Below are 23884 nucleotides of genomic sequence, written 5' to 3' on the forward strand. Positions count from 1 at the left end.
AGTATCGCCACATTGTCGGGCGATTGGTCGATACGCGGCGCCGGTCCCGGGCGGCGAGGCGGGATCCGTGTCACATAAACGACAACACCCGCGCGGCGACTGCCACGCGGGTGTTGTCTTAAGCCGACTTGGACGTCCTTAAACGTCGTAGTACAGCGCGAACTCGTAGGGGTGCGGCCGGATCTGGACCGGCAGAATCTCGTTCTCGCGCTTGAAGTTGATCCACGTCTCAATCAGGTCGGGCGTGAAAACGCCTCCCTCGGTGAGGTATTCGTGGTCCTCTTCCAGCCGGTCGATCACCGCGGACAGCTGAGTGGGCGCCTGCGGGATGTTGGCGGCCTCTTCCGGCGGCAGCTCGTAGAGGTCCTTGTCGACCGGCGCCTGCGGCTCGATCTTGTTCTTGATGCCGTCCAGGCCGGCCATCAGCATGGCCGAGAACGCCAGGTACGGGTTGCCCGACGAGTCGGGGCAACGGAACTCGAGCCGCTTGGCCTTCGGGTTGCTGCCGGTGATCGGGATACGCACACAGGCCGACCGGTTGCGCTGGCTGTACACCAGGTTGATCGGGGCCTCGTAGCCGGGCACCAGACGCTTGTAGGAGTTCACCGTCGGGTTGGTGAACGCCAGCAGCGACGGCGCGTGGTGCAGCAGTCCGCCGATGTAGTAGCGCGCGGTGTCGGACAGGCCGGCGTACCCGGTCTCGTCGTACATCAACGGGCTGCCGTCTTTCCACAGCGACTGGTGGGTGTGCATGCCGGATCCGTTGTCACCGAACAGCGGCTTGGGCATGAACGTGACGGTCTTGCCGTTCTGCCAAGCGGTGTTCTTGACGATGTACTTGTACAACTGCATGTCGTCGGCCGCGTGCAACAGGGTGTTGAACTTGTAGTTGATCTCGGCCTGACCGCCGGTGCCCACCTCGTGGTGGCCCTTCTCCAGGCTGAAGCCCGCTTCGATCAGATTCGACAGCATCTGGGCGCGCAGGTCCACGTAGTGGTCGACGGGCGCCACCGGGAAGTACCCACCCTTGGGACGGACCTTGTAGCCGCGGTTGGGGGTGCCGTCGTTCTCGGTGGGTTCGCCGGTGTTCCACCAGCCGGAGATCGCGTCCACCTCGTAGAACGAGCCGTTGGTGCGGGAGTCGAAGCTCACCGAGTCGAAGATGTAGAACTCTGCCTCGGCGCCGAAGTACGCCGTGTCGGCGACGCCGGTGCTGATCAAGTAGTTCTCCGCCTTGCGTGCCACGTTGCGTGGGTCGCGCGAGTACGCCTCGAGGGTGAAGGGGTCGTGCACGAAGAAGTTGAGGTTCAGCGTCTTGTGTTGGGTGAACAGATCGATTTGCGCGGTAGCCGGGTCGGGCAGGAGCAACATGTCCGATTCGTGGATCGACTGGAACCCGCGAATCGACGAGCCGTCGAAGGCCAGACCGTCTTCGAAAACGCTCTCGTCGAAAAACGAAATCGGAATCGTGAAGTGCTGCATGATGCCGGGCAGGTCACAGAATCGGACGTCGACGAATTCGACGTTTGCGTCCTTGGCGAGTTTGAAGACGTCGTCCTGCGTCTTTTCCGTCACTGAATGCTCCTTTGCTTGGTAATCCGCGGCCTGACGCTATGGAGATGATGTTGCCCGCCCATCAACCCCGTGTTGCGCGGAGGTTACGTGACCACGCGTCCCACAGATCGGAGTGCAGCAACGGCGGGTTCTATTGTGAGGCCCATGGACCGCAAAATCGTATCTGGTCGGCCACGCGGGCGCAGCAACCCGTCCCTGCCCTTCGCGGCCGGCCCCGACCCGGCGAAGAGGCGATGATGCCGGAGTCGCGCCCGGCGTACGCCGGCGAGACGCTCGGCCTGCCGAAGAGCGGCCCGGGCTCACTGGCGTCGCTGGGACGCCGGCTGGCGGCATTGATGGTCGACTGGCTGATCGCGTACGGTCTGGCGGCGCTGGCGATGGCGTTCGGCATGTTCTCCGAACGGATGTTGTCGACGGCGGTGCTGGTGATCTGGCTTCTGCTGGGTGTGGTGGCGGTGCGGCTGTACGGATTCACGCCCGGTCAGCTGGCGCTCGGCCTTCGGGTGACCGCACTGGACGGACGCCTGGGCGTGGGCCGCGTGGTGGTGCGCGGGCTGCTGGTCGCCCTGGTGGTGCCGGCGTTGTTCACCGACTGGGACGGGCGGGGCATTCAGGACCGGGTGACGAACACCGCCGTGGTTCGCCGCTGAGTCTGATGGCGACGACCCGCCGGCGCCCGGCTTCGCCGCGCTTGCGATCGCCGCTGAGCCGCGAAGCGCCTACTTGCGGCGCACCGTCCGCTGTACGCCGCGCATCTTGCCGGAGTTGGGCAGCGGCCCCTTCGGCATGACGGCCGCGCCGGCGCGCGACCCGAGCGCGGCCAGCCGCGACTCCAGGGTGTCCATCTGCTTGACGCTGATGTTGGCCGGCAGCTTGGTCAGGTGACGCTCCAGCTTGGACAGCGGAACCTCGCCCTCGCCGTTGCCGACGACGATGTCGTAGATCGGGATGTCGCCGACCAGCCGCGCGGTGCGCTTCTTCTCTTGGGCCAGAAGCGGTTTGACGCGGGTCGTCGCTCCCTCGCCGACTAAGACGACGCCCGGCCGGCCGATCACGCGGTGCACCGCGTCGAAGTGGCCGGTCGCGGCCACCCCCGGCGTGACCCGCCACTTGCCGCGCAGGTTGTCCAGCACCCAGGCCGCCGCGCCGGTTTGCCCCTCGGCCTGGCGGTAGATCGATTTCTGAGCCCGGCGCCCGAAGATGATGAACGCCACCAACGCGCCCAGCACCACGCCGAGCGGGATCAGGGTGAACATGGTGAACCCGCCGACCAGCACGCCGACCGTCGTCGAGACGGCCACGATCAGGACGAAGGCGCCGATCATGTACGGGAGCAGGCGCTTGTCCTGCTTGCGCTGAACGTTGAACGCCTGCCACAGCTGGCCGCGGCGCTCCTTGGCCGCGGCCTTGCGTTCGGCGGCCGCCGCTGCCCGGGCGGCCTTGCTCTCGGCGGTATTGCGGGGTTTAGCCATAATCACCAAGGATACGAGGCGACGGCGCCGAGTTACCCCAGGGCGTCGGAGGCGCGGCCGCGTACCACCTGCTCGTAGAGCCGGCCGGCCCGATATGACGAGCGCACCAGCGGCCCGGCCAGCACGCCCGCGAAGCCCAGCCCCTCGGCGTAGGCCGCGAACTCGTCGAACTCCTCGGGTTTCACCCAGCGCTGGACCGGGTGGTGGCGCGCCGACGGGCGCAGGTACTGGGTGATCGTGACGATGTCGCAGCCGGCGGCGTGCAGATCGGCCAGCGCGATGCGCACCTCGTCGGGAGTCTCGCCGAGGCCGAGGATCAGGTTGCTCTTGGTGACCAGCCCGTCCTCGCGGGCCGCGGTGAGCACGCCCAGGCTGCGCTGGTAGGTGAACGCCGGCCGAATCCGCTTGAAGATACGCGGCACCGTTTCGACGTTGTGCGCCAACACTTCTGGACGCGACTCGAACACCTCCGCCAGGCGGGCGGGCTCGCCGTTGAAGTCGGGAACCAACAGCTCGACGCCGGTCGACGGGTTGAGCTCCTTGATGGCGCGCACCGTTTCGGCGTACAGCCACGCCCCGCCGTCGGGCAGGTCGTCGCGGGCGACGCCGGTGACGGTGGCATACCGCAATCCCATCGTCTGCACGCTTTCGGCGACGCGCCTGGGCTCGTCCCGGTCCAGCTCGGCGGGCTTCCCGGTGTCGATCTGGCAGAAGTCGCAGCGGCGGGTGCACTGGTCGCCGCCGATCAGGAAGGTGGCTTCCCGGTCCTCCCAGCATTCGAAGATGTTGGGGCAGCCGGCCTCTTCGCAGACGGTGTGCAGCCCCTCGCGTTTGACCAGGCTTTTGAGCTCGGTGTACTCCGGCCCCATCCGGACCCGCGTCTTGATCCACGGCGGCTTGCGCTCGATCGGGGTCTGCGCGTTGCGCACTTCCAGCCGCAGCAGTTTGCGGCCTTCCGGAGCGACAGTCACATGGCAGATGTTACGCGGGCGGCGTCGTGTGCCCCCACCGGTAAGACCCCGTCCAGGGCGTCGCACACGGCCGCGGCGACGGCCGCGCGGACCTCGTCAACGGTCACAGTGCGCCCGAGTTCGGCGGACAACGACGTCACCCCGGCATCGGTGATGCCGCAGGGCACGATGGCCCCGAAGGCGTCCAGATCGCAGTTGCAGTTGAGCGCGAACCCGTGCAGGGCCGTCGCCCGGGATACCCGCACGCCGATCGCGGCGATCTTGCGCGCGGGCCGGCCGGGCAGCCAGACGCCGGAACGGCCGTCGACCCGGCCCGCATCCAGGCCCAGATCGCGGCACACTTTGATCAGCGATTCCTCAAGGCGCCGAACGTAATTCACCACATCCAAGGGTTCGGCCAGCCCGATCACCGGATACCCGACCAACTGTCCCGGCCCGTGCCAGGTGATCTTGCCGCCGCGGTCGGTGTCGACGACGGGAGTTCCGTCCACCGGTCGCTCGTGCGGCTCGGTGCGCCGCCCGGCGGTGTAGACCGCGGGGTGTTCCAACAGCAACAGGGTGTCGCCGCCGCCGCCGACCCTGGTGTCGGCCAGGTCGCGCTGCAGCTGCCAGGCGGTGCGGTATTCGACCGTCCCCAGTTGACGGACGTCGATCGCGGTGGTCTGCGACCGGATGGAACTTGTCACGTTGGCGAGGTTACTCGGGTGGGCGTCGCGCCGGACACCGGATGGGCGGCGTGGTGATTTTGCCTGCCTTCGAGCGACAAACGATGACCACCGTGAATACTGAAATACCTTGCGCCACTTTGGTTCCAGTGGTCACAAGGTGGCATTTTCTGTCGGTGCCTGCGGATAGTTTCACGGTATGTGTTCCGCGGCTGTCATGGATCGTGAGGAGGTCACGGCGGCCTTCGATGCGTTGGACGCCGCGGTCGACGGTGTGCTCGGGCTGGATCTTGACGCCTTGACCACGCCGGAATGGTTGGCGCTGTTGGAGCGCACCGAGCGAGTGCGGCGGCGATTGCCGGCCATCGACCATCGGCTGATCAACCAGATTGCCCGTCAAGCCACTCCAGCGGAGTTAGGCGGCAAACTCTCCCACGCGATCGCCGAGTCGGCGTTGATCAGCCGTGCCGAGGCCGCCCGCCGGATCCGGGAAGCGGCCGATCTGGGTGAGCGATGCGGACTGACCGGTGAGCCGTTGGCACCGGTGTTGGCTGCTGCTGCCGCCGCGCAACGGGACGGCATGTTGGGTTCGGGGCAGATCGCGGTGATCCGGCGGTTCTATCACCAGTTGCCCGGCTGGATCGACGCCGTGACGCGCGAGCAGGTCGAGGCGAAGTTGGCCAAGGAGGGCACCCAATATCGTCCCGAGCAGTTGGCCGGGCTGGCCGACACGCTGGCCGACTGCCTCAACCCCGACGGCAACTACACCGACGAGGACCGGGCGCGGCGGCGGGGACTGACCCTGGGCCACCAGCAACCCGATGGCATGTCGGCGCTGAGTGGCTGGTTGACGCCAGAGCTGCGGGCAAGTTTGGAGGCAGTGCTGGCCAAACTGGCCGCCCCCGGCATGTGCAATCCCACCGACGACGCCCCGTGTATCGACGGCGCACCCAGCCAGGACGCCATCGAGCACGATTCCCGCTCGCCGGGGCAACGCAATCACGACGGACTCAACGCCGCCCTGCGCGCGGTCCTGGCCTCCGGCGACCTCGGTCAGCACAATGGGCTGCCGGCCTCGATCATCGTCTCCACCACCCTGCAAGAGCTCGACGCCGCCGCCGGCCACGGGATCACCGGCGGAGGCACCCGGCTGCCGATCTCCGACGTGATCCGCCTGGCCCGCCATGCCCATCACTACCTGGCGATCTTCGACAAGGGCAAAGCTGCTTCCCTGCATCACACCAAACGCATCGCCTCACCCGGACAGCGAATTGTGTTGTACGCCAAAGACCGTGGTTGCAGCGCACCCGGCTGCGACGTCGGCGGCTACTACTGCGAAGTCCACCACATCAGCGACTACGCGATATGCCACAGCACCGACATCGACAACCTCACCCTGGCCTGCGGACCGCATCACCGACTGTTGCAACCCCGCGGCTGGACGACCCGCAAACACCCCAACGGCCACACCGAATGGATCCCCCCACCACATTTGGATCGCGGCCAACCCCGCACCAACACCTACCACCACCCCAACAAACTGCTACTCGACGAGGATGGCGACCCGGACGCCGCGTAGGGCGCTAGTCCTGGTCGCGTCGGGCGGTAGCGTAGGCCAGCGCCTCCCCAATGGTGTTGTGGTGGAACTGAAATCCGGCGCGCTCCAGCGCCGACGGGATGGCACGCTGCCCGGTCAGCAGGCCCTCGTCGGCGAATTCCCCGAGCGCGGTCCGCACCGCGAAGGCCGGCAGCATCATCGGGGTCGGACGGTTGACCGCGCTGCCGTACGCGGTGGTGAACTCGGCGTTGGTGACGGGCGCGGGCCCGGTCATGTTCACCGGGCCGGACAGCGACGGGTGCCCGATCGCGAACAGCAACGCCCGCACTTCGTCTTCGAGGCTGATCCACGACATGTACTGACGGCCGCTGCCCAGCCGGGCGCCCAGGCCCACCGAGAACAGCGGGCGCATCCGGCGCAACGCTCCGCCCGCCGCGGCCATCACCAGGCCGGTGCGGGCCAGCACCACACGGGCACCGCCATATTGGGCCGGCAGCGTCGCGGCCTCCCAGTCCTCGCAGAGCCGGGCCAGGAAACCCGTTCCCGCGCGGTCGTTTTCGTCGACCACGCGGTCTTTGGTGTTGCCGTAGTAGCCTACGGCGCTGGCGTTGATCAGGGTCTCGACGCCGGCGTCGGCGACCGCGGTGGCCAACACCTCGGTGGGAGTGATGCGGCTGTCCCGCAGGCTCTGCTTGAACGCGCCCGACCACCGGCGCTTGCCGACGTTGACACCACACAGATTGACGACGACGTCGACCTCGGTGAGCGTGTCCGGATCGAACTCGCCGCTCTCCGGATTCCAGTGCAGCTCATCGGGATTCGTCGGTGTCCGGCGCACGATTCGCAACACCCGATGGTCGGCGGCGCGCAGGGCCGCAGCCAAGGCTGAGCCAATCAGGCCGGAGGAACCCGCAATTGCGACGACGGGCTTGGCCAACGTGCTCAAGCCTCTCTAAAGCCCCAGGTCGGCCTCGAACGCTCCCTCTTCAAGCCGGTGCTTGATGGTGGTGAGGAATCGTCCGGCATCGGCCCCGTCGATCAGCCGATGGTCGTAGGTCAGCGGCAGGTAGCAGATCGAGCGCACGCCGATCGATTCGTTACCGCTCTCGTCGACCACCACCCGCGGGCGCTTGACGATCGCCCCGGTGCCCAGCATGGCGGCCTGCGGCGGAACCAGGATCGGGGTGTCGAACAACGCGCCCTGGCTGCCGATATTGGTAATGGTGAAGGTGCCGCCGGACAACTCGTCCGGTTTCAGGTTGCCCGTGCGGGCGCGCTCGGCGATGTCCGCGATCGCGCGGGCCAGCCCGGCCAGCGACAGGTCGCCGGCGTTGTGGACCACGGGGGAGAGCAGGCCCTGCTCGGTGTCGACGGCGAAACCGAGGTGCTCGGCGTCGTAGTAGGTGATCTCCTTGGAATCCTCGTCGTAGCTGGCGTTGATGTTGGGGTGAATCTTCAGCGCGTCGATCACCGCCTTGGCGATGAACGGCAGGTAGGTCAGATTCACGCCCTCACGCTCGGCGAACGACGTCTTGGCCTTCGCGCGCAGCCCCACGATCTTGGTCATGTCGACCTCGTGGGTCTGGGTGAGCTGCGCGGTGGCCTGCAGGGATTCGCGGGTCTTCTTGGCGGTGATCTGCCGAATCCGGTTGGCCTTCTGCGTGGTGCCGCGCAGGTGTGCGAGCGCCGGTGCCGGAGTCGGCGCCGCGGCAGCCTTGGCCGCCGGTGCGGCGGGAGCCTGAGCGGCCGGCGCGGGGGCCTTCGCGGCCTCTTGCTTGCGCTGCGCCGCGGCCATCACGTCCTGCTTGCGGATGCGGCCACCGACGCCGGTGCCCTTCACCGCGGCAAGGTCGATGTTGTTTTCGCTGGCCAGTTTCCGCACCAGCGGGGTCACGTACGGGCTGCCGTCACCCTGGGGCTCGGCAACCAGCTCGGACGGTGCGGCCTTGGCGGCTGGGGTCGGCTCGGGCTTGGGCGCAGGCGTGGGCTCCGAAGCGGGCTTCGGGGCCGGCGGGGTCTCGGCCTTGGGCGCCGGTGCCGGCTCGGGCTTGGGCTCCGGCTTGGGCGCGGGCGGCGGCGTGGGCGGCGGTGTGGCGGCCGCAGCGGATCCGCTGCCGATCCGGGCCAGCTCGCCGCCGACCGCCACGGTGTCGTCCTCGTCGGCGGTGATGCTGATCAGTACTCCGGCCACCGGTGACGGAATCTCGGTGTCCACCTTGTCGGTGGAGACCTCTACCAGTGCCTCGTCGACCTGGACCGAATCGCCCACCTTCTTGAGCCAGCGAGTCACGGTGCCCTCGGTGACCGACTCGCCGAGCTCGGGCATCAGGACCGGCGTCGCACTGCCGTTGCTTGAACTCGCGGCCTGCCGGGCGGGTTCGGGCTGACGCTCGGGTTCCGGCTGGGCGTCGGCCTCCGGCTGGGCCTCCGGCTCCGGCTGGGCCTCGGGTTCCGGTTCAGGCGCGGGCGCGGATTCGGCTGCCGGTTGGCTTGGCGCCTCGGCGGGCGCGGCGGAGGCCCCGTTCTCCGAGGCGTCGCCGATGACGGCGAGCTCGCCGCCGACCTCGACGGTGTCGTCCTCCTGGGCGACGATCTTGGTCAGCACACCCGCGGCGGGCGAGGGGATTTCGGTATCGACCTTGTCCGTCGACACCTCGACAAGCGGTTCGTCGAGCTCGACCGTGTCGCCTTCCTGCTTGAGCCAGCGGGTGACCGTCCCCTCGGTGACGCTCTCACCGAGTGCCGGCATTTGGACGGAGAAGGCCATGTCTTTTGACTCCTCGATCGCTCGTGGGTCTGCGCAGGTCAACATCTGACTTACCACACCGCGGTGTACTGCAAGTTGACGTCGAAACTATCCTGTCATTGCCTCTGCGTCGGCACACAACCAGGGCTGACCCGCTCGCTGCGGTGTGCCGAACCGTCGGGGTCGGTCATTGCTAGATCGCGGGGAGGCGGAAGTTCAATGCCGGCAATACAGCGGTTCGTCGACAGCGCCGACGGTGTCCGCATCGCGGCCTACGAGGAAGGCAACCCCGACGGTCCCACCGTCGTACTGGTGCACGGGTGGCCCGATTCGCATGTGCTGTGGGACGGCGTCGTACCGATGCTGGCGCAGCGGTTCCGGGTGGTCCGCTACGACAACCGCGGCGTCGGGCTGTCGGGGTCGCCCAAGAAAGTCTCGTCGTACACGATGGCGCACTTCGCCGACGACTTCGCGGCGGTGACCAGCCAACTGAGCCCCGGGGCGCCGGTGCACGTGCTGGCCCACGACTGGGGTTCGGTGGGTATCTGGGAGTACCTCAAACGCCCGGGCGCCGGCGACCGGGTGGCCTCGTTCACGTCGGTGTCGGGCCCAAGCCACGAGCAGCTCGTGGAATACATCTTCAGCGGCCTGCGCCAACCGTGGCGCCCGCGTCGGTTCGCCCGCTCGATCAGCCAGGCGCTGCGGCTGACCTACATGCTCTTCTTCTCGATCCCGGTGCTGGCGCCGCTGTTGATTCGGGCGGCCTTCTCGGTGCGTGCGCTGCGGCGCATGGTCGTCGATAACATTCCCGCTGAGCAGATCCATCACTCCCCGAACATGGCCGCGGATGCGGCCAGCTCGGTTAAAACCTATCCCGCCAACTACTTTCGTTCGTTCTCCGTGCGCGGCCAACCCATCCACGTCGTCGACGTGCCGGTGCAGCTGATCGTCAACACCCGCGACCAATACGTCCGGCCGTACGGCTACGACGAGACCGGGCGGTGGGTGCCGCGGCTGTGGCGGCGCGACATCAGGGCCGGGCACTTTTCGCCGATGTCACACCCGCAAGTGATGGCGGCCGCCGTGCACGACCTCGCGGACCTGACCGACGGCATGGCGCCCAGCCGCGCGCTGCTGCGTGCGCAGGTGGGCCGTCCCCGCGGGGCCTTCGGCGACACGCTGGTGTCGGTCACCGGCGCCGGCAGCGGTATCGGGCGCGCGACCGCATACGCCTTCGCCGCCGAGGGAGCGGAGCTGGTCGTCAGCGACATCGACGAAGCCGCCGTCAAGGAGACCGCGGCCGCGATCGCCGCGCGCGGCGGGGTCGCGCACGCCTACGTGGTCGACGTGTCCGACACCGACGCGGTCGAGGCGTTCGCCGAGCGGGTCTGCGCCGCACATGGTGTGCCCGACGTCGTGGTCAACAACGCGGGTATCGGGCAGGCCGGCCAGTTCCTGGACACACCCGCCGAACAGTTCGACCGGGTGCTCGATGTCAACCTCGGCGGCGTGGTGAACGGCAGCCGGGCGTTCGGGCGGCGCCTGGTCGAGCGCGGCACCGGCGGGCACATCGTCAACGTGTCGTCGATGGCCGCCTACGCCCCGCTGCAGTCGCTGAACGCCTACTGCACGTCCAAGGCGGCGACGTACATGTTCTCCGATTGCCTGCGCGCCGAACTCGACGCCGCCAACGTGGGGCTGACCACGATCTGCCCGGGTCTGATCGACACGAACATCATCAACACCACCCGGTTCGACGCGGCCGCCGGCAAGCACGACGAGCACGTCGACGGCCGACGGGGTCAGCTGAGCAAAATGTTCGCGATGCGCCGCTACGGGCCCGAGAAGGTCGCCGACGCGATCTTGTCGTCGGTCCGCAAGAACAAACCGATTCGCCCGGTGGCACCGGAAGCCTATGCGCTGTACGGGGTTTCGCGACTGCTGCCGCAAGCGCTGCGCAGCACGGCGCGCTTCCGGGTGATCTGACCCGGCGTCAGCCCACGCGGCCCGGCGCCAGCCCGCTCAGGCGCCAAATGGCGCGACTCAGGCAGCGTGCTTGGCCGCCGGCTTAGGCAGCCGGTGCTCCCTCGCGGCGCACGAGCAACGTGCCCGCTATCGCGACGAGCCCGATGACCGTCAACGGGATCGTCCAGGTGCGCCGGCTGCCCAGCTCCGACTCGCAGCGCGCCACGTAATCGGTGTGCGGCACCACCTGGTTGACGATCGGGATGTTTGCCACGCTTTTGTCGTTGGCGTTACGCGCCGCGGTGAGATCCGCGACGACAGCGTTCCCGCACCCCAAGGAACCGCCATTGCCGTCGGATACCGACACCGGCACCAAGAGCCCGATCACACCGGCCAGTAGCAGCACGGCTGCCACAGCAAGGATCAACCGACGCACCGTCATGATTCGCCTCCCGTTCGAGTACTGATCGGTGGGGAGGTTATCCACCGAAACAGGTGGCTAAACGGTGATCTGTGCGCCAGTCGGACCGCAGACGTGGTTGCTGCGCTTGGGCCGTACTTCCCGGGGTACCCGGGCCAAGACCCCGATGCGAAGGACTTCACATGACGTCGACGGAACAAATGGCCACCAGCCGGGAGGTGCGGGCTTCCCGCCAGCAGGTCTGGGACGCGATGGCCAACGGATGGACCTACACCCAGTGGGTGGTGGGCAATAGCCGCACCCGTGCCGTCGATTCAGACTGGCCGCAGCCCGGCTCGGCGATCCGGCACTCGGTGGGCGTGTGGCCATTGGTGATCAATGACAAGACCGTCGTCGAATGCTGCACTCCGGGCGAGGAACTCGTGCTCCGCGCTCACCTGGGCGCGCTCGGTGCTGCCCGGATTACGCTGCGGCTCACCGATATCGGCGATGGCTGCCGGATCGACATGATCGAGGTGCCCGCGGCGGGTCCGATGAAGATCATCCCCGATCGGCTGGCGTTGGCCGCCGTCTACCCACGCAACCGCGAGTGCCTGTTGCGGCTGGCGGCGCTGGCCGAGCGCCTTGAGCCGAGCCAGGTCAAGTAGCCCGTGGCCGACGCTACGGCCGACGCCGTCGTCATCGGAGCCGGACACCACGGCCTAGTCGCCGCCTCGATGCTGGCCGACGCCGGGCGGCTCGGTGCACGGTGCCTGCGGACGCAACGCGGCCCGCGCCGCGCTCGCGGGCGATGGGGTGACCGGCTGGCCGCGCCGTCGGCTCGGCAAAGGCCTTCCTCGGCCGGCTGACCCGCTAGCCGTTTTCGCAGATGTCCTCGAGCACCGCGAACATCGTGCGGGTCGGCACCCCCGTGGAACCCTTCGGGGAGTAGCCCCACGGGCTGCCGGTGTTGAAGGCCGGCCCCGCCACATCGATGTGCGCCCAACTCACCCCGTCGGCGACGAACTCGCGCAGGAACACCCCGGCCACCAGCATGCCGGCGAAGCGCTGCCCACTGATGTTGGACAGGTCGGCGACCTGCGACTTCAGGTCGTCCTTGAGCTCGTCGGGCAGCGGCATCGGCCAGCCGTTCTCGCCCACCTGCTGCGAGATCGCGGCGACCCGGTCGCGGAACTCATCGCTGCCCATCACCCCGGGGATGCGGGCGCCCAGCGCCACCGTCTGCGCACCGGTCAGCGTGGACGTCTCGATCAGATAGTCCGGCTTGTCCTCACACGCCCGCACGATGGCGTCGGCGAGGATGAGCCGGCCCTCGGCGTCGGTGTTTTGCACCTCGACGGTGATCCCGCCGTACTGCGTCAGCACGTCGCCGGGCCGCTGCGCGGTCGCCGACGGCATGTTCTCGGCCATCGGCACGGTCGCGATCACGTCGATCGGCAGCTCGAGCTGTGTGGCCAGCGTGACGGTCGCGATCACCGCGGCGGCACCGCCCATGTCCGAGGTCATGTGATGCATTGAGGCGGCGGGCTTGATCGAGATGCCGCCGGTGTCGAACGTGACGCCCTTGCCGACCAGGGCCACTCGCTTGGCAGCCTTGCCCTTCTTCGCTTTGGCCAGCTTCGAGCCGCGGTGGATCAGCCGCACCAGCCGCGGCGGACGCGACGAGCCCTGCCCGACACCGACAATGCCGCCGTAGCCACCCTTTTGCAGCGCCTTGTCGTCGAGCACCTCTACTTCGAGGCCGACGGACTCGCCCAAAGCCCTTGCGCGCTTGGCGAATTCGGCGGGAAAGAGGTGGCTTGGCGGGGTGTTGACGAAGTCGCGGGCGGTGGCCACCGCGGTCGCTACGGCCGCGCCGTGCGCGACCTGCTTCTTCGCGTCCTTGGCGGTCGCAAGCATCGTGATCTTGCTCAGCCCTTTGTCTTTGGGCGCGGTCTTGTCGCTGCGGAAGGCGGTGAACCGGTAGCTGCCCAGGATCAGTCCCTCGACCGCGGCGGCGGCGACGCCCGCGCCGGGCAGCTCGGCCAGCGTGGTGATCACCGACTCGGCCTTGCCCAGCGAGCGCGCGGCCACCCCGGCGGCGCGCCGGACGGTCTCGGCGGGCCATTCGGATTGCGGCTTCCCGAGGCCGACGGTGAGCACGCTGGCGACCGGAAGCGACGACACCACCAGCCGATGCACCTGCTCGCTGGCGCCGGTGGCGTCCAGTGCCTGCAGGCCGGCCAGGATCTCGGCGACGGCTTCCTCGGACAGGAAGGGTTCGGCTGCGGCGACGGTCGCGCCCGGCCGGTCTTCGTCACCGGTCGAGACGACCGGCAAGACCAATACCGACGAACCCGCACCGCGTTTGGACAGCGACGTGGCGACAGTGACAGAAGGAGCCTGGTAACCCGGTTCGGTACTCACGCGTAAACACCCTAGTCACCGGGGGTGGGGTTTAGCTCGGCAGCGTCCCCGAACTCAGGTCGAAAGCCGGCACCGGGTCGTCGAATCCCTTGAGCGCCAACGGGCCACACGCGACCGCGGGCACATCGGGCAACTCGTCGCGCAGCTCGGAGGTGGCCAGGATCTGGTCGGGGGCCGCTGCGGCCACCAGTCGGGCGGCCAGGTTGACCGGGTTGCCGAAGTAGTCGCCGTTGATGGCAACGACGGTGCCGTACGCGAGGCCGGCGCGGACCTGCAATCCTTCGTCGCGGGCTTTGGGGTGCTCCACCAGATGAACCGCCGCCCGCAGCAACTGCTCGGGCGCCGAACTCACCCACATGACCTCGTCGCCGATGAACTTCACCACCCGGCCGCCGTCGGCGTGCACCACATCCGAGACGGTGCCGGCGAACTCGTTGAGCAAATGTGACAGCTCCGCCGGCGTCAGCGCCTGAGTCAGCGCGGTGAAGCCGGACAGATCCGCAAAACCGACACCACACACCACCGAGGCCGACGTGTCGCGCAGAACGCCTTCGAAATGCGTTCGAGCGCTGATCAGATGGTGACGGTGAACGATGTCGATCAGGGCGCCGAGCCGGGGGACGAACTCGGCGACGGAGCGGTACGCCTGCGCAGTGGCAAGCTCGTCACGGGTGTGGGTCATCTGAATATCCGGCGTGCCGGCGCGAATCATCGTCGACTCGGCTTCAGCCAACCGGGCCATGGCAGCACCCAACACCCGCAACAGACCGAAGGCGCCCTCGCGGCCGACTACCGCCCGGATCGCCAGCCAGGTCGCCAGGGCGTCGACGTCCGCCTGGCTGAGCACCGGAATATCGGGACCGGCGACGGTCAGGCCGAGTAAAGCCCAGGCGCGTGCGACCTCTTCGGCTGCTATCCCGAGTTTCTCGGCCGCGGTCTGCACCGTGTAAATCGGTCGCCCCGACCACGACAAAACGTCACCGGCCAGGCCGAACAATCGGCCGCGCAGTTCGGCTTCCGCCATCTCGTCGACCGTGAAGCCAAGGTCGTCCAGATATTTGATCAGGTCGGCCCGCTCGCGCGCGTTCGCCACCCCAGCGGCCTCCAGCGCCTCGAAATCCAGGGAATCGGACACCTACAGAAGTCTGCCAGGTGCAGGCACGATTAGGGTGGATCGTCGTGAGCGATGCGACGGAGCCATCCCCGGCAAGCGGGCGGGACCCCTACCACGGACCGCTGGAAGATCGTCATCGCGAGTTGGGCGCCAGTTTTGCCGAATTCGGCGGCTGGCTGATGCCGGTGTCGTACGCGGGCACCGTCAGCGAGCACCACGCGACGCGAAATGCAGTGGGCCTGTTCGACGTCAGCCATCTCGGCAAGGCGTTGGTCCGCGGTCCGGGTGCCGCGCTGTTCGTCAACTCCGCGCTGACCAACGACCTCGGCCGCATCGAACCGGGCAAGGCGCAATACACGTTGTGCTGCACCCATTCTGGTGGCGTCATCGACGACCTGATCGCGTACTACGTCGACGATGACGAGATCTTTCTGGTGCCCAATGCCGCCAACACGGCCGCGGTGGTCGAGGCGCTGCAGGCCTTCCAAACCAGCAACGGGCCCGACGGGCTGACCATCACCGACGAGCATCGCTCCTACGCAGTGCTGGCGGTGCAGGGCCCGCGCTCGGCCGACGTGCTCGCCGAGTTGGGGCTGCCGACGGACATGGACTACATGGCCTACGCCGACGCCGTCTTCTCGGGTGTGCCGGTGCGGGTCTGCCGCACCGGGTACACCGGCGAACACGGCTACGAACTGCTGCCGCCCTGGGATACCGCGGGCGTGGTGTTCGACGCGCTGGTGACGGCGGTGTCGAACGCGGGCGGCGAACCGGCCGGTCTCGGCGCCCGCGACACCCTGCGCACCGAGATGGGCTATCCGTTGCACGGCCACGAGTTGTCGCTCGACATTTCGCCGCTGCAGGCCCGCTGCGGCTGGGCGATCGGCTGGAAGAAGGACGCGTTCTTCGGCCGCGAAGCGCTGCTGGCGGAGAAGTCGGCGGGGCCGAGGCGGCTGCTGCGGGGTCTGAAGATGCTGGGCCGCGGTGTGTTGCGGCCCGGGCTGACGGTGCAGGTCGGGGAAAACCCGGTCGGGGTCACCACATCCGGGACGTTTTCGCCGACGCTGCAGGCCGGCATCGCGCTGGCGCTGATCGACACCGACGCCGGGGTCGACGACGGCCAGCGGGTCACGGTCGACGTGCGCGGCCGCGCGGCGGAGTGTGAAGTGGTGCGCCCGCCGTTCGTCGAGCTGAAAACGCGCTAGCCACCGCCGCTTCACGCGGGAAAAACCTGTTGGTACGCGCATATACAATCGGCGCATGACGAGTGGCCTTCTAGAGTTCACCGTTCAACACGCGTCTAATCCCGCAAGTGGCGCAGAACGTGACTCCATCCTGGCCGACCCCGGATTCGGCAAGTTCTTCACCGACCACATGGTTTCGGTCGATTACGACGAGGGCCAGGGCTGGCACAACGCGCGGGTGATCCCGTACGGCCCAATCCAGCTGGACCCGTCCGCGATCGTGCTGCACTACGCGCAGGAAGTGTTCGAGGGGCTCAAGGTATACCGCTGGGCCGACGGCTCGGTGGTGTCATTTCGCCCGGACGCCAACGCCGCCCGGATGTGCGCGTCGGCGCGGCGCATCGCGATTCCCGAGCTGCCCGACGAGCTCTTCCTCGAATCCCTGCGCCAGCTCGTCGCTGTCGACAACGCCTGGGTGCCCAAGGCGGGCGGCGAAGAGGCGCTGTATCTGCGGCCGTTCATCTTCGCGACCGAGCCGGGGCTGGGGGTGCGGCCGGCCAAGCACTACCGGTACCTGCTGATCGGTTCGCCCGCCGGCGCATACTTCAAAAACGGCATCAACCCCGTCGACGTTTGGGTGTCAACGGATTACGTGCGGGCCTGCCCGGGCGGTACCGGTGCGGCGAAGTTCGGGGGTAACTACGCCGCGTCGCTGGTGGCCCAGGCCGAAGCCGCGGAAAACGGTTGCGACCAAGTGGTTTGGCTCGATGCGGTCGAGCGTCGCTTCGTCGAAGAGATGGGCGGCATGAACCTGTTCTTCGTGCTGGGCAGCGGCGGCACCTCGCGGCTGGTCACCCCGGAGCTGTCCGGCTCGTTGCTGCCGGGCATCACGCGGGATTCGTTGCTGCAGTTGGCACTTGACGCGGGCTTCACGGTCGAAGAGCGCAAGATCGATATCGACGAGTGGCAGAAGAAGGCCGCCGCGGGGGAGATCACCGAGGTATTTGCTTGCGGCACTGCGGCGGTCATCACGCCGGTCGGGCGGGTGAAGTACGCCGACAGCGAGTTCACCATCGGCGACGGCCAGCCGGGCGAGGTGACGATGGCGCTGCGCAACACGCTGACCCGCATTCAGCGGGGGACCTTCGCCGACACGCACGGCTGGATGACACGGCTGGGCTAGCAGCGGACCAACGCGGCAAGCGCCACGGCGCCGACCGTCGTGGTCAGTTCGATTGCGGCGCCCAGCACATCGCCGCTGATGCCGCCGAAGCGGCGCACGCAGTGCGCGACCAGCACCGCGCCGCAGCACAACGCCAGCACCACCGCGGCCGGCCCCTGCCAGGGCCGCGGACCCGCCAGCAGCGAAACCCCCAGCAGCGCCACGATCCAGCCGGCGACGACCGGCAGCCGCTGAGTACCGGCGACGTGGACGCCCAGGGCGCTACCGTCGGCCGCCGCCACCGAGCGGCGACAGGCCAGCACGGCGCTGACCCGGCCGGCGGCAACCGCCACGACGATCGCGGGAAGCCCGTGTCGAAATGTCGCGTCGAGCGCCGAAAATGCCAAGCCCTGCAACAGGATCACCAGTGCCACGGCCGCGACACCGAAGGGTCCCGTCGACCCGTCGCGCATTACCGCCAGGGCGCGCGACGGCGGCCCGTAGCAGCCCAGTCCGTCGGCGGTATCGGCGACGCCGTCGATGTGCAGTCCGCGGGTCGCGAGCAGAAGTGCCGCCACCGCAAGCAGTCCCGGCAGCGGGCTGGAAGCACCGAAGGCCAGCGAGCCGCCCCAGGTGATGCCCGCGGCCAGTGTTCCCAGGGCCGCACCGACCACCGGCAGCGCGGTCATGGCGCCGCGGCCCATCGGGGCGCCGCCGCGCCCGGGTAGTACCGTTCCGAATGCGAAAGCCGTTGCCAGCGAACGAATCACGGGGATGGTGCAGCGTCGTCGGGCCGGTTCGAAACACCGGCTTCGGAGAATGTCGCCATCGACGACAGCGTGGCCACGGCGGCACGCAGCACCGGCAGGGCCAGCGTCGCGCCGCTGCCCTCGCCCAGCCGCATCCGCAGGTCCAGGATCGGGTCCAGGTCCAACGCGGTCAGCGCCAGCGCATGACCGGGCTCGGTGGATCGATGGCCGGCCTGCCACCACTGCCGCGCGCCCGGTGCCAGGCGCTCGGCGACCAGCGCGGCGGCCGTCACCGCCATGCCGTCGAGCAGCAGCGGGGTGCGCCGCACCGCGGCTTGTGCGCAAAAGCCGGCCATCGCGGCCAGATCCGCGCCGCCGCAGCAGCGCAGCAAGGCGACCGGGTCGGGCAGCACCGGCCGGGTCCGGTACAACGCGTCGCGGACCGCGGCCGTCTTGCGGGCCCAGCCCGCGTCGTCGATGCCGGAGCCGAAGCCGACCACCGCGACCGGCTCGGCGTTCGTCAGCGCCGCCACCAGAACGGCTGCCGCGGTAGTGTTTCCGATGCCCATGTCGCCGGCGATCAGCAGATCGGCGCCGGCGTCGACCTCTTCGTCGGCGATGCGCTGGCCCGCCGCGATCGCGCTGGCGGTCTCCTCGTCGGTTAGCGCGTCCTGCACGGCGATGTCGCCGCTGGCGCGCCGCACCTTGTGCGCTCCGATCCGCTCCGAGAGCGGCTCGGCGTCCACCGCCAGATCGGCGACGCGCACCGTCGCGTCCGCGATCGCGGCCAGCGTGTTGATCGCCGCGCCGCCGGCGTCGATGTTGGCGACCATCTGTGCGGTCACCTCCGGCGGGTACGCCGACACCCCGGATTTAGCGATGCCGTGATCGCCGGCGAACACCACCACCCGGGCTCGCGCGAATTGCGTTGGCGGGCAATGCCCCTGGCACGATGCGATCCACACGGACAGGTCCTCGAGACGGCCCAGCGCGCCGTGCGGCTTGGTCAGGGTGTCCTGCCGGGCGCGGGCAGCCGCGGCAGCGGCCGCGTCGGGTGACGAGATCGGCGCGAATTCCATTATTTCCTTGACGGTTTGATCGATAACGGCTGACCGGCCACCACCAACACCACCTGATCGCACAGTGCCGCGACGCGCTGGTTGAGGCAGCCCAGCTCGTCGGCGAAACGGCGGCCGGATGCGGTGGCGGGCACCACGGTCAACCCGACCTCGGGACTGACCAGCACCAGCGTGGATTCGAACGCACCGACCGCGTCGAGCATCTCGTCCACCGCTTCGGCCGCCGATCCGTGCGCCCAGGCCTGGTGGCGATCCAGGGTCCCGGTCAGCCAGGTGCCGAGGTCGTCGATCAGGGTCGGGGTGTGCGGGGACTGCCGCAATTCGGTGGTGATGTCTTGGGTTTCGACCGTCGACCAGTGCGCGGGCCGACGCCCGCGGTGTTTCGCGATCCGATCGACCCAGTCCGCATCGGTGTCGTCGCTTCGTCCGGCGGCCAGGTAACGGACCGGTTGCCCGGGCGGCACCGACGCGGCGATTTCTTCCTCGGCCCACTCGGATTTGCCCGACCTGATCCCGCCGAGCACCAGGGTGCGCACTGCGGTCAGGAGGCTTTCCGGCAACGGCTAGCCGACACTGCTGCCGCGCTTGACCTGAGGCCGCGGCGCCCGCATGCGGCGCATCTGGGAAGCCCGGCCGGCAGCGTAAATACCGAGCTTCCAACGGCTTTCGGTGTTGCTCGGGAACTTCTCGTCGACCAGCCTGCTGACCTTGCGGCCCAGGATCAGGCCGTCGATGGCCATGATCGCGGTGATCACCAGCATCGCGGGGGAGATGTAGAGCTGCAGCTGCGGAGCACCGAACATGACGAACAGCAGACCCAGCGTCGCCGGCATGAACAGGCCGAGCACGTTGCGCCGGGCATCGACCACGTCGCGCACATAGCGGCGGATTGGACCCTGGTCGCGTGGCAACAGGTATGCCTCGTCGCCGGCCATCATGCGTTCCCGGCGGTCGGTCATCCGGGCCCGACCGGCGGTGCGCTCGGCCTTGCGCTCCTCACGGCTGAGCTTCGGGCCGGCCAGCGATTTGCGGCGAGCCCGCGCTTCGGCGGCGGTCTTGGGCGCCGGGGCGACGGGGCCCTTCTTCGCGCTGCGCCGGCCGGCTTCGCGCTTGGGTGTGGGCCGGCCCTTGGGGTCGGTTCTGCGTGACCGGCGCGACGCCGCTTCCAGGGCGGCATCGGACACGACCGGTGTCACGAGATCGCCTTCGCCGACCTCTTCATGGGTTTTCTTACGGCCCAACAACTTCACAACCGCCAGGTTACTTCGCGACTCGCCCGGTTCGGTGAATGGGCCCGTCAGGCATCGCGATAGCTCTGCGGCCGCACGTTAGTTGGACCTACCCTTAACAGTGATGAACGGCTACGGGTGATGGACAACGGCTCGATGGCCTCGGACGATGTTGCCACTGGTCTTTCTCCGGGTCGTTTGCAATTGCCGGCTATGCGGGTGTTGGTGGCCCCGGATTGCTACGGCGACAGTCTTTCGGCGCTAGAAGCTGCCGCCGCTATCGCGACCGGCTGGGGACGGTCCCGCCCGGGTGACCAGTTCATCGTCGCCCCGCAGTCCGACGGCGGCCCCGGTTTCATCGAGGTGCTGGCCAACCGGCTGGGCCAGAAGCGGCGCGTCGAGGTCGTCGGGCCGCTGGACACGACCGTCGAAGCCGAGTGGGTCTGGCATCCGGAGACGGCGACCGCCTACCTGGAAATCGCGCAGGCCTGCGGTCTGGCATTGCTTGGCCGTCCCGCCGACCCCGAGACGGCGCTGGCTGCGCACAGCAGGGGAGTCGGGCAGCTGATCGCCGAGGCGCTGCGCGCCGGGGCGAGGCGCATCGTGGTGGGACTGGGCGGCAGCGCGTGCAGCGACGGCGGGCAGGGCATGATCGCCGAGCTGGGCGGCCTGGAGGTCGCCCGGCACCAACTGGCCGACGTCGAGCTGATCGCCGCCTCGGACACGGAATATCCGCTGGTGGGGCCGTGGGGTGCGGCAAGGGTGTTCGGCCCGCAGAAGGGCGCCGACACGGTGACCGTCGCGGCGCTGGAAGTCCGCCTCGAGGCGTGGGCGCTGCAGCTGGAAGCGGTGGCCGGACGCGACGTGAGTTCGGAGCCCGGGGCCGCCGCCGCCGGGGGTATCGGCGCGGGTTTGCTTGCGCTTGGGGGCCGCTGCGAGTCCGGCGCGGCGATCATCGCCGAGCACACCCATCTGGCCGACGACCTCGACATTGCCGAGCTGATCGTCACCGGCGAAGGCAAGTTCGACGAGCAGTCGCTGCACGGAAAGGTGGTCGGATCGCTCGCCGCGGCGGCCGGCCCGCTGGGAATTCCGGTGATCGTGCTGGCCGGGCAGGTCGGCCTGGAGAAAACCGCGGTGCGCACGGCGGGCATCATGTCCGCGCTGTCCATGGCCGAGTACGCCGGTTCGGTGGGATTGGCGCTGGCCGACGCCGCAAACCAGCTGATGGGATTAGCGTCACAGGTGGCGGCGCGACTCGGGAATAGCGGTCCTGCGAGGTACCGTTGAGGCATTGGGTTCTACCCGAGCGGTTCGGGTGCCCGGGCACCTAACCAACAACAGGCATGTAGGAGAAGTAATGACGGTGCAAAACGAGTCGACCGCCAAGACCCATGGCGTAATCCTGACCGAGGCCGCCGCCACCAAGGCGAAGTCTCTGCTGGACCAAGAGGGACGCGACGACCTGGCGCTGCGTATCGCCGTTCAGCCCGGCGGATGCGCTGGCCTGCGCTACAACCTGTTCTTCGACGACCGTGCGCTGGACGGCGACCTGACCGCCGACTTCGGTGGCGTGAAGCTGACGGTGGACCGGATGAGCGCTCCGTATGTGGAAGGCGCCTCGATCGACTTCGTGGACACCATCGAGAAGCAGGGCTTCACCATCGACAACCCGAACGCCACGGGTTCTTGCGCCTGCGGGGATTCCTTCAACTGACGCCGGCGTCCTGGGGGTCCAGGACGCGGGGTTAGTACGAGCCCCCGGTACGCAACACGTACGAGCACACCAGGATCTCGCCGCGCTGGAACAACAGCTGCGCGACTCCCTGAACCTGTCCACGCAGCGGGCCGCCGACGGCGGGCGATACCTGCATCGTGAACAGTGTCTGAGCCTGGTACTGCGACAGGTACACGATCTTGTCGATCGACGTCAGCTGGACCTGGGAGAACTGCTTGCGGAACGCGTCGCTGCTCAGCTTGGCCAGCGCTTGGTCGGACCGGCGGTCGCGGACGCCGTCGTAGAGGCCGCACAGCGCGTTGCGGGCGATCTCGTCGGTGTTGCGGTTCTCCAGCGCGTCCAGGTAGCCCTGGATCGCGGTCTTGGCCGAGGCTTCGGAGAACGCGGCGCCGGTGTTGGCCCCGTTGGTGCGGACGCCGTACACGATCGCTGCCGTCATCGCCGCGACCAGCGCGATCGCCGCCAGCACTCCGATGACCAACCGTCGCGTTGAGCGCCGTTTCGGGTAGCCCGGCGGCGGCGTCGGGCCGGGGTAGGCGCCCGGGGGAGGCTCGTTGCCCGGCCGCGGTGCGAAGGCAGTTTCGCCACCCGCAGCGTCGTGCGGGAAGTCGACCGGCTCGGTGTAGGGCACCGGTCGGTCGCCGCCGAGAGCGTGGTTAGGCGAATGCGGACCGCCCATTGTGGTTCTCCTACGTTGGTAGACACCGACCACGAGCGGGTACCGCCCGAGTATTCGGCCCCGGCGACTTCAGTGAGTTCCCTAGGGAGGCTAGCGCACCCCCTCGCGCCCACTGCGGACGCTGGCGCTGTCTGGTTGGCCGGCGAAACGCGTAGGTAGGCTGGACGCGCTTACCGATGAAGGGTGGATATTTCGTGACGATCGCGGTGACCGGTTCGATTGCGACCGACAATCTGATGCGTTTTCCTGGCCGGTTTTCCGAGCATCTGCTGGCCGAACATCTGCAGAAGGTTTCGCTCAGCTTCCTGGTCGACGACCTGGTGATTCACCGTGGCGGCGTGGCAGGCAACATCGCCTTCGCCATCGGCGTGCTCGGCGGTGACGTCGCGCTGGTCGGCGCGGCCGGCGACGACTTCGGCGAATACCGCGAGTGGCTGGAGCGCCACGGGGTCAACTGCGAGAACGTGCTGATCTCCAAGACCGCGCACACCGCCCGGTTCACCTGCACCACGGACGAGGACATGGCCCAGATCGCGTCGTTCTACCCGGGCGCGATGTCGGAGGCCCGCAACATCAAGCTTTCCGACGTCGTGTCATCGGTGGGCAAGCCGGACCTGGTCATCATCGGGGCCAACGACCCCGACGCGATGGTGGTGCACACCGAGGAGTGCCGCAAGCTCGGCCTGGACTTCGCCGCCGACCCGTCCCAGCAGCTGCCGCGCCTGTCCGGCGAGGAGATCAACAAGCTGGTCGACGGGGCCGCCTACCTGTTCACCAATGACTACGAGTGGGAGCTGCTGCTCAACAAGACCGGCTGGTCGGACAACGAGGTGCAGGAAAAGGTCGGCCTGCGGGTGACCACGCTGGGTGCCAAGGGCGTGGACATCGTCGACCGCGACGGCACCACCACCCACGTCGGCGTGGTGCCGGAGAAGAGTCAGACCGACCCCACCGGCGTCGGCGACGCGTTTCGGGCCGGCTTCCTCACCGGGCGCAGCGCCGGGCTGAGCATCGAGCGGTCGGCGCAGCTGGGCTCGCTGGTGGCCGTGCTGGTGCTGGAATCGACCGGCACGCAGGAGTGGACGTGGGACCACGCGGAAGCCAAGACGCGGCTGGCGGATGCCTACGGCGACGAGGCGGCCGCCGAAATCGCCTCCGTACTGGCCTAGTG

Annotated in this window: 24 protein-coding genes; 10 read left to right on the plus strand and 14 right to left on the minus strand. The window is 68.4% G+C overall.

The window, feature by feature from the left end; genetic code table 11:
* Positions 1–138: 138 nt before the first annotated feature.
* Positions 139–1575, minus strand: coding sequence for a type I glutamate--ammonia ligase (glnA, locus tag SKC41_RS21900; protein ID WP_330979784.1), 1437 nt, complete (start codon positions 1573–1575; stop codon positions 139–141).
* Between the two features lie 233 nt (positions 1576–1808).
* Between glnA and SKC41_RS21905 the strand changes: the two genes are divergently transcribed.
* The gene (locus SKC41_RS21905) at positions 1809–2225 is read left to right on the plus strand and encodes an RDD family protein (RefSeq protein WP_330979785.1); all 417 of its coding nucleotides are present in this window, start codon (positions 1809–1811) and stop codon (positions 2223–2225) included.
* A gap of 69 nt (positions 2226–2294) precedes the next feature.
* Here the strand turns inward: SKC41_RS21905 and SKC41_RS21910 are convergent, their stop codons facing one another.
* From SKC41_RS21910 to lipB, 3 genes are read right to left on the minus strand one after another with little or no spacing between them, the layout of a single operon-like run.
* Positions 2295–3047, minus strand: a complete 753-nt coding sequence (locus SKC41_RS21910) for a DUF4191 domain-containing protein (protein WP_330979786.1) — start codon at positions 3045–3047, stop codon at positions 2295–2297.
* Between the two features lie 32 nt (positions 3048–3079).
* Positions 3080–4018, minus strand: coding sequence for a lipoyl synthase (gene lipA / locus SKC41_RS21915; protein WP_330979787.1), 939 nt, complete (start codon positions 4016–4018; stop codon positions 3080–3082).
* Positions 4015–4704, minus strand: a complete 690-nt coding sequence (lipB, locus tag SKC41_RS21920) for a lipoyl(octanoyl) transferase LipB (protein ID WP_330979788.1) — start codon at positions 4702–4704, stop codon at positions 4015–4017. Before lipB ends, lipA begins: the two co-directional genes overlap by 4 nt.
* A 178-nt stretch (positions 4705–4882) precedes the next feature.
* Here lipB and SKC41_RS21925 point away from each other — a divergent pair, with 178 nt between their 5' ends.
* A complete protein-coding gene (locus SKC41_RS21925; RefSeq protein WP_330979789.1) occupies positions 4883–6262 on the plus strand; it encodes an HNH endonuclease signature motif containing protein in 1380 nt (459 codons plus the stop codon).
* 4 nt (positions 6263–6266) lie between these two features.
* Here SKC41_RS21925 and SKC41_RS21930 read toward each other — a convergent pair whose 3' ends face one another.
* Both SKC41_RS21930 and sucB read right to left on the minus strand, forming a co-directional pair.
* A complete protein-coding gene (locus SKC41_RS21930; RefSeq protein ID WP_330979790.1) occupies positions 6267–7178 on the minus strand; it encodes a TIGR01777 family oxidoreductase in 912 nt (303 codons plus the stop codon).
* A gap of 15 nt (positions 7179–7193) precedes the next feature.
* Complete coding sequence (gene sucB / locus SKC41_RS21935) at positions 7194–9008, minus strand: 2-oxoglutarate dehydrogenase, E2 component, dihydrolipoamide succinyltransferase (protein ID WP_330979791.1); 1815 nt, start codon at positions 9006–9008, stop codon at positions 7194–7196.
* 198 nt (positions 9009–9206) lie between these two features.
* Here sucB and SKC41_RS21940 point away from each other — a divergent pair, with 198 nt between their 5' ends.
* A complete protein-coding gene (locus SKC41_RS21940; protein ID WP_330979792.1) occupies positions 9207–10973 on the plus strand; it encodes an SDR family oxidoreductase in 1767 nt (588 codons plus the stop codon).
* Between the two features lie 82 nt (positions 10974–11055).
* On the opposite strand, the gene SKC41_RS21945 is transcribed toward SKC41_RS21940, so the two are convergent.
* A complete protein-coding gene (locus SKC41_RS21945) occupies positions 11056–11394 on the minus strand; it encodes an aminopeptidase (protein ID WP_330979793.1) in 339 nt (112 codons plus the stop codon).
* Between the two features lie 161 nt (positions 11395–11555).
* On the opposite strand from SKC41_RS21945, the gene SKC41_RS21950 reads away from it, so the two are divergent.
* Together SKC41_RS21950 and SKC41_RS21955 are read left to right on the plus strand one after the other, a co-directional pair.
* Positions 11556–12020: an SRPBCC family protein gene (locus tag SKC41_RS21950; protein WP_330979794.1), complete on the plus strand. Its 465-nt coding sequence runs from the start codon at positions 11556–11558 to the stop codon at positions 12018–12020.
* A gap of 3 nt (positions 12021–12023) precedes the next feature.
* Entirely contained in the window at positions 12024–12221 is a 198-nt protein-coding gene (locus SKC41_RS21955; protein ID WP_330979795.1) for a hypothetical protein, read from the plus strand.
* A gap of 4 nt (positions 12222–12225) precedes the next feature.
* On the opposite strand, the gene SKC41_RS21960 is transcribed toward SKC41_RS21955, so the two are convergent.
* Both SKC41_RS21960 and SKC41_RS21965 read right to left on the minus strand, forming a co-directional pair.
* Positions 12226–13779: a leucyl aminopeptidase gene (locus SKC41_RS21960; protein ID WP_330979796.1), complete on the minus strand. Its 1554-nt coding sequence runs from the start codon at positions 13777–13779 to the stop codon at positions 12226–12228.
* Between the two features lie 31 nt (positions 13780–13810).
* The gene (locus SKC41_RS21965; protein ID WP_330979797.1) at positions 13811–14914 is read right to left on the minus strand and encodes an adenylate/guanylate cyclase domain-containing protein; all 1104 of its coding nucleotides are present in this window, start codon (positions 14912–14914) and stop codon (positions 13811–13813) included.
* Positions 14915–14958: 44 nt separating this feature from the next.
* On the opposite strand from SKC41_RS21965, the gene gcvT reads away from it, so the two are divergent.
* Positions 14959–16098: a glycine cleavage system aminomethyltransferase GcvT gene (gene gcvT, locus SKC41_RS21970; RefSeq protein ID WP_330979798.1), complete on the plus strand. Its 1140-nt coding sequence runs from the start codon at positions 14959–14961 to the stop codon at positions 16096–16098.
* Positions 16099–16153: 55 nt separating this feature from the next.
* The gene (locus SKC41_RS21975; RefSeq protein WP_330979799.1) at positions 16154–17260 is read left to right on the plus strand and encodes a branched-chain amino acid aminotransferase; all 1107 of its coding nucleotides are present in this window, start codon (positions 16154–16156) and stop codon (positions 17258–17260) included.
* Here the strand turns inward: SKC41_RS21975 and SKC41_RS21980 are convergent.
* The 4 genes from SKC41_RS21980 to SKC41_RS21995 are packed head-to-tail and all read right to left on the minus strand — an operon-like array spanning position 17257 to position 20263.
* On the minus strand, positions 17257–18009 hold the full coding sequence (locus SKC41_RS21980) for an adenosylcobinamide-GDP ribazoletransferase (protein ID WP_330979800.1): 753 nt from the start codon (positions 18007–18009) through the stop codon (positions 17257–17259). The genes SKC41_RS21975 and SKC41_RS21980 overlap by 4 nt on opposite strands.
* Positions 18006–19070, minus strand: coding sequence for a nicotinate-nucleotide--dimethylbenzimidazole phosphoribosyltransferase (gene cobT, locus SKC41_RS21985; RefSeq protein ID WP_330980080.1), 1065 nt, complete (start codon positions 19068–19070; stop codon positions 18006–18008). The genes SKC41_RS21980 and cobT overlap by 4 nt, the downstream gene beginning before the upstream one ends.
* Positions 19067–19603, minus strand: coding sequence for a bifunctional adenosylcobinamide kinase/adenosylcobinamide-phosphate guanylyltransferase (locus SKC41_RS21990; RefSeq protein ID WP_330980081.1), 537 nt, complete (start codon positions 19601–19603; stop codon positions 19067–19069). Before SKC41_RS21990 ends, cobT begins: the two co-directional genes overlap by 4 nt.
* A 27-nt stretch (positions 19604–19630) precedes the next feature.
* Positions 19631–20263, minus strand: coding sequence for a DUF3043 domain-containing protein (locus SKC41_RS21995; protein WP_330980082.1), 633 nt, complete (start codon positions 20261–20263; stop codon positions 19631–19633).
* 246 nt (positions 20264–20509) lie between these two features.
* Here SKC41_RS21995 and SKC41_RS22000 point away from each other — a divergent pair, with 246 nt between their 5' ends.
* Positions 20510–21586, plus strand: coding sequence for a glycerate kinase family protein (locus tag SKC41_RS22000; RefSeq protein WP_330979801.1), 1077 nt, complete (start codon positions 20510–20512; stop codon positions 21584–21586).
* Between the two features lie 70 nt (positions 21587–21656).
* Positions 21657–22013 carry a HesB/IscA family protein gene (locus SKC41_RS22005; protein ID WP_330979802.1) on the plus strand — a complete coding sequence of 119 codons (357 nt, stop codon included), beginning with the start codon at positions 21657–21659 and terminating at the stop codon, positions 22011–22013.
* A 31-nt stretch (positions 22014–22044) separates the two neighbouring features.
* Here SKC41_RS22005 and SKC41_RS22010 read toward each other — a convergent pair whose 3' ends face one another.
* On the minus strand, positions 22045–22713 hold the full coding sequence (locus tag SKC41_RS22010; RefSeq protein ID WP_330979803.1) for an Rv0361 family membrane protein: 669 nt from the start codon (positions 22711–22713) through the stop codon (positions 22045–22047).
* Positions 22714–22907: 194 nt separating this feature from the next.
* Between SKC41_RS22010 and SKC41_RS22015 the strand changes: the two genes are divergently transcribed.
* On the plus strand, positions 22908–23882 hold the full coding sequence (locus tag SKC41_RS22015; protein ID WP_330979804.1) for a carbohydrate kinase family protein: 975 nt from the start codon (positions 22908–22910) through the stop codon (positions 23880–23882).
* Positions 23883–23884 lie beyond the last annotated feature (2 nt).

Source organism: Mycobacterium sp. 050128 (assembly GCF_036409155.1).
Classification (GTDB): domain Bacteria; phylum Actinomycetota; class Actinomycetes; order Mycobacteriales; family Mycobacteriaceae; genus Mycobacterium.

Excerpts from the sequence above, each read along its gene's own strand:
- SKC41_RS21905 (WP_330979785.1), top strand. The coding sequence starts at position 1,809 with ATGATGCCGGAGTCGCGCCCGGCGTACGCCGGCGAGACGCTCGGCCTG.
- SKC41_RS21910 (WP_330979786.1), bottom strand. The coding sequence starts at position 3,047 with ATGGCTAAACCCCGCAATACCGCCGAGAGCAAGGCCGCCCGGGCAGCG.
- SKC41_RS21925 (WP_330979789.1), top strand. The coding sequence starts at position 4,883 with ATGTGTTCCGCGGCTGTCATGGATCGTGAGGAGGTCACGGCGGCCTTC.
- sucB (WP_330979791.1), bottom strand. The coding sequence starts at position 9,008 with ATGGCCTTCTCCGTCCAAATGCCGGCACTCGGTGAGAGCGTCACCGAG.
- SKC41_RS21940 (WP_330979792.1), top strand. The coding sequence starts at position 9,207 with ATGCCGGCAATACAGCGGTTCGTCGACAGCGCCGACGGTGTCCGCATC.
- SKC41_RS21945 (WP_330979793.1), bottom strand. The coding sequence starts at position 11,394 with ATGACGGTGCGTCGGTTGATCCTTGCTGTGGCAGCCGTGCTGCTACTG.
- SKC41_RS21950 (WP_330979794.1), top strand. The coding sequence starts at position 11,556 with ATGACGTCGACGGAACAAATGGCCACCAGCCGGGAGGTGCGGGCTTCC.
- SKC41_RS21975 (WP_330979799.1), top strand. The coding sequence starts at position 16,154 with ATGACGAGTGGCCTTCTAGAGTTCACCGTTCAACACGCGTCTAATCCC.
- SKC41_RS22000 (WP_330979801.1), top strand. The coding sequence starts at position 20,510 with ATGCGGGTGTTGGTGGCCCCGGATTGCTACGGCGACAGTCTTTCGGCG.
- SKC41_RS22005 (WP_330979802.1), top strand. The coding sequence starts at position 21,657 with ATGACGGTGCAAAACGAGTCGACCGCCAAGACCCATGGCGTAATCCTG.
- SKC41_RS22010 (WP_330979803.1), bottom strand. The coding sequence starts at position 22,713 with ATGGGCGGTCCGCATTCGCCTAACCACGCTCTCGGCGGCGACCGACCG.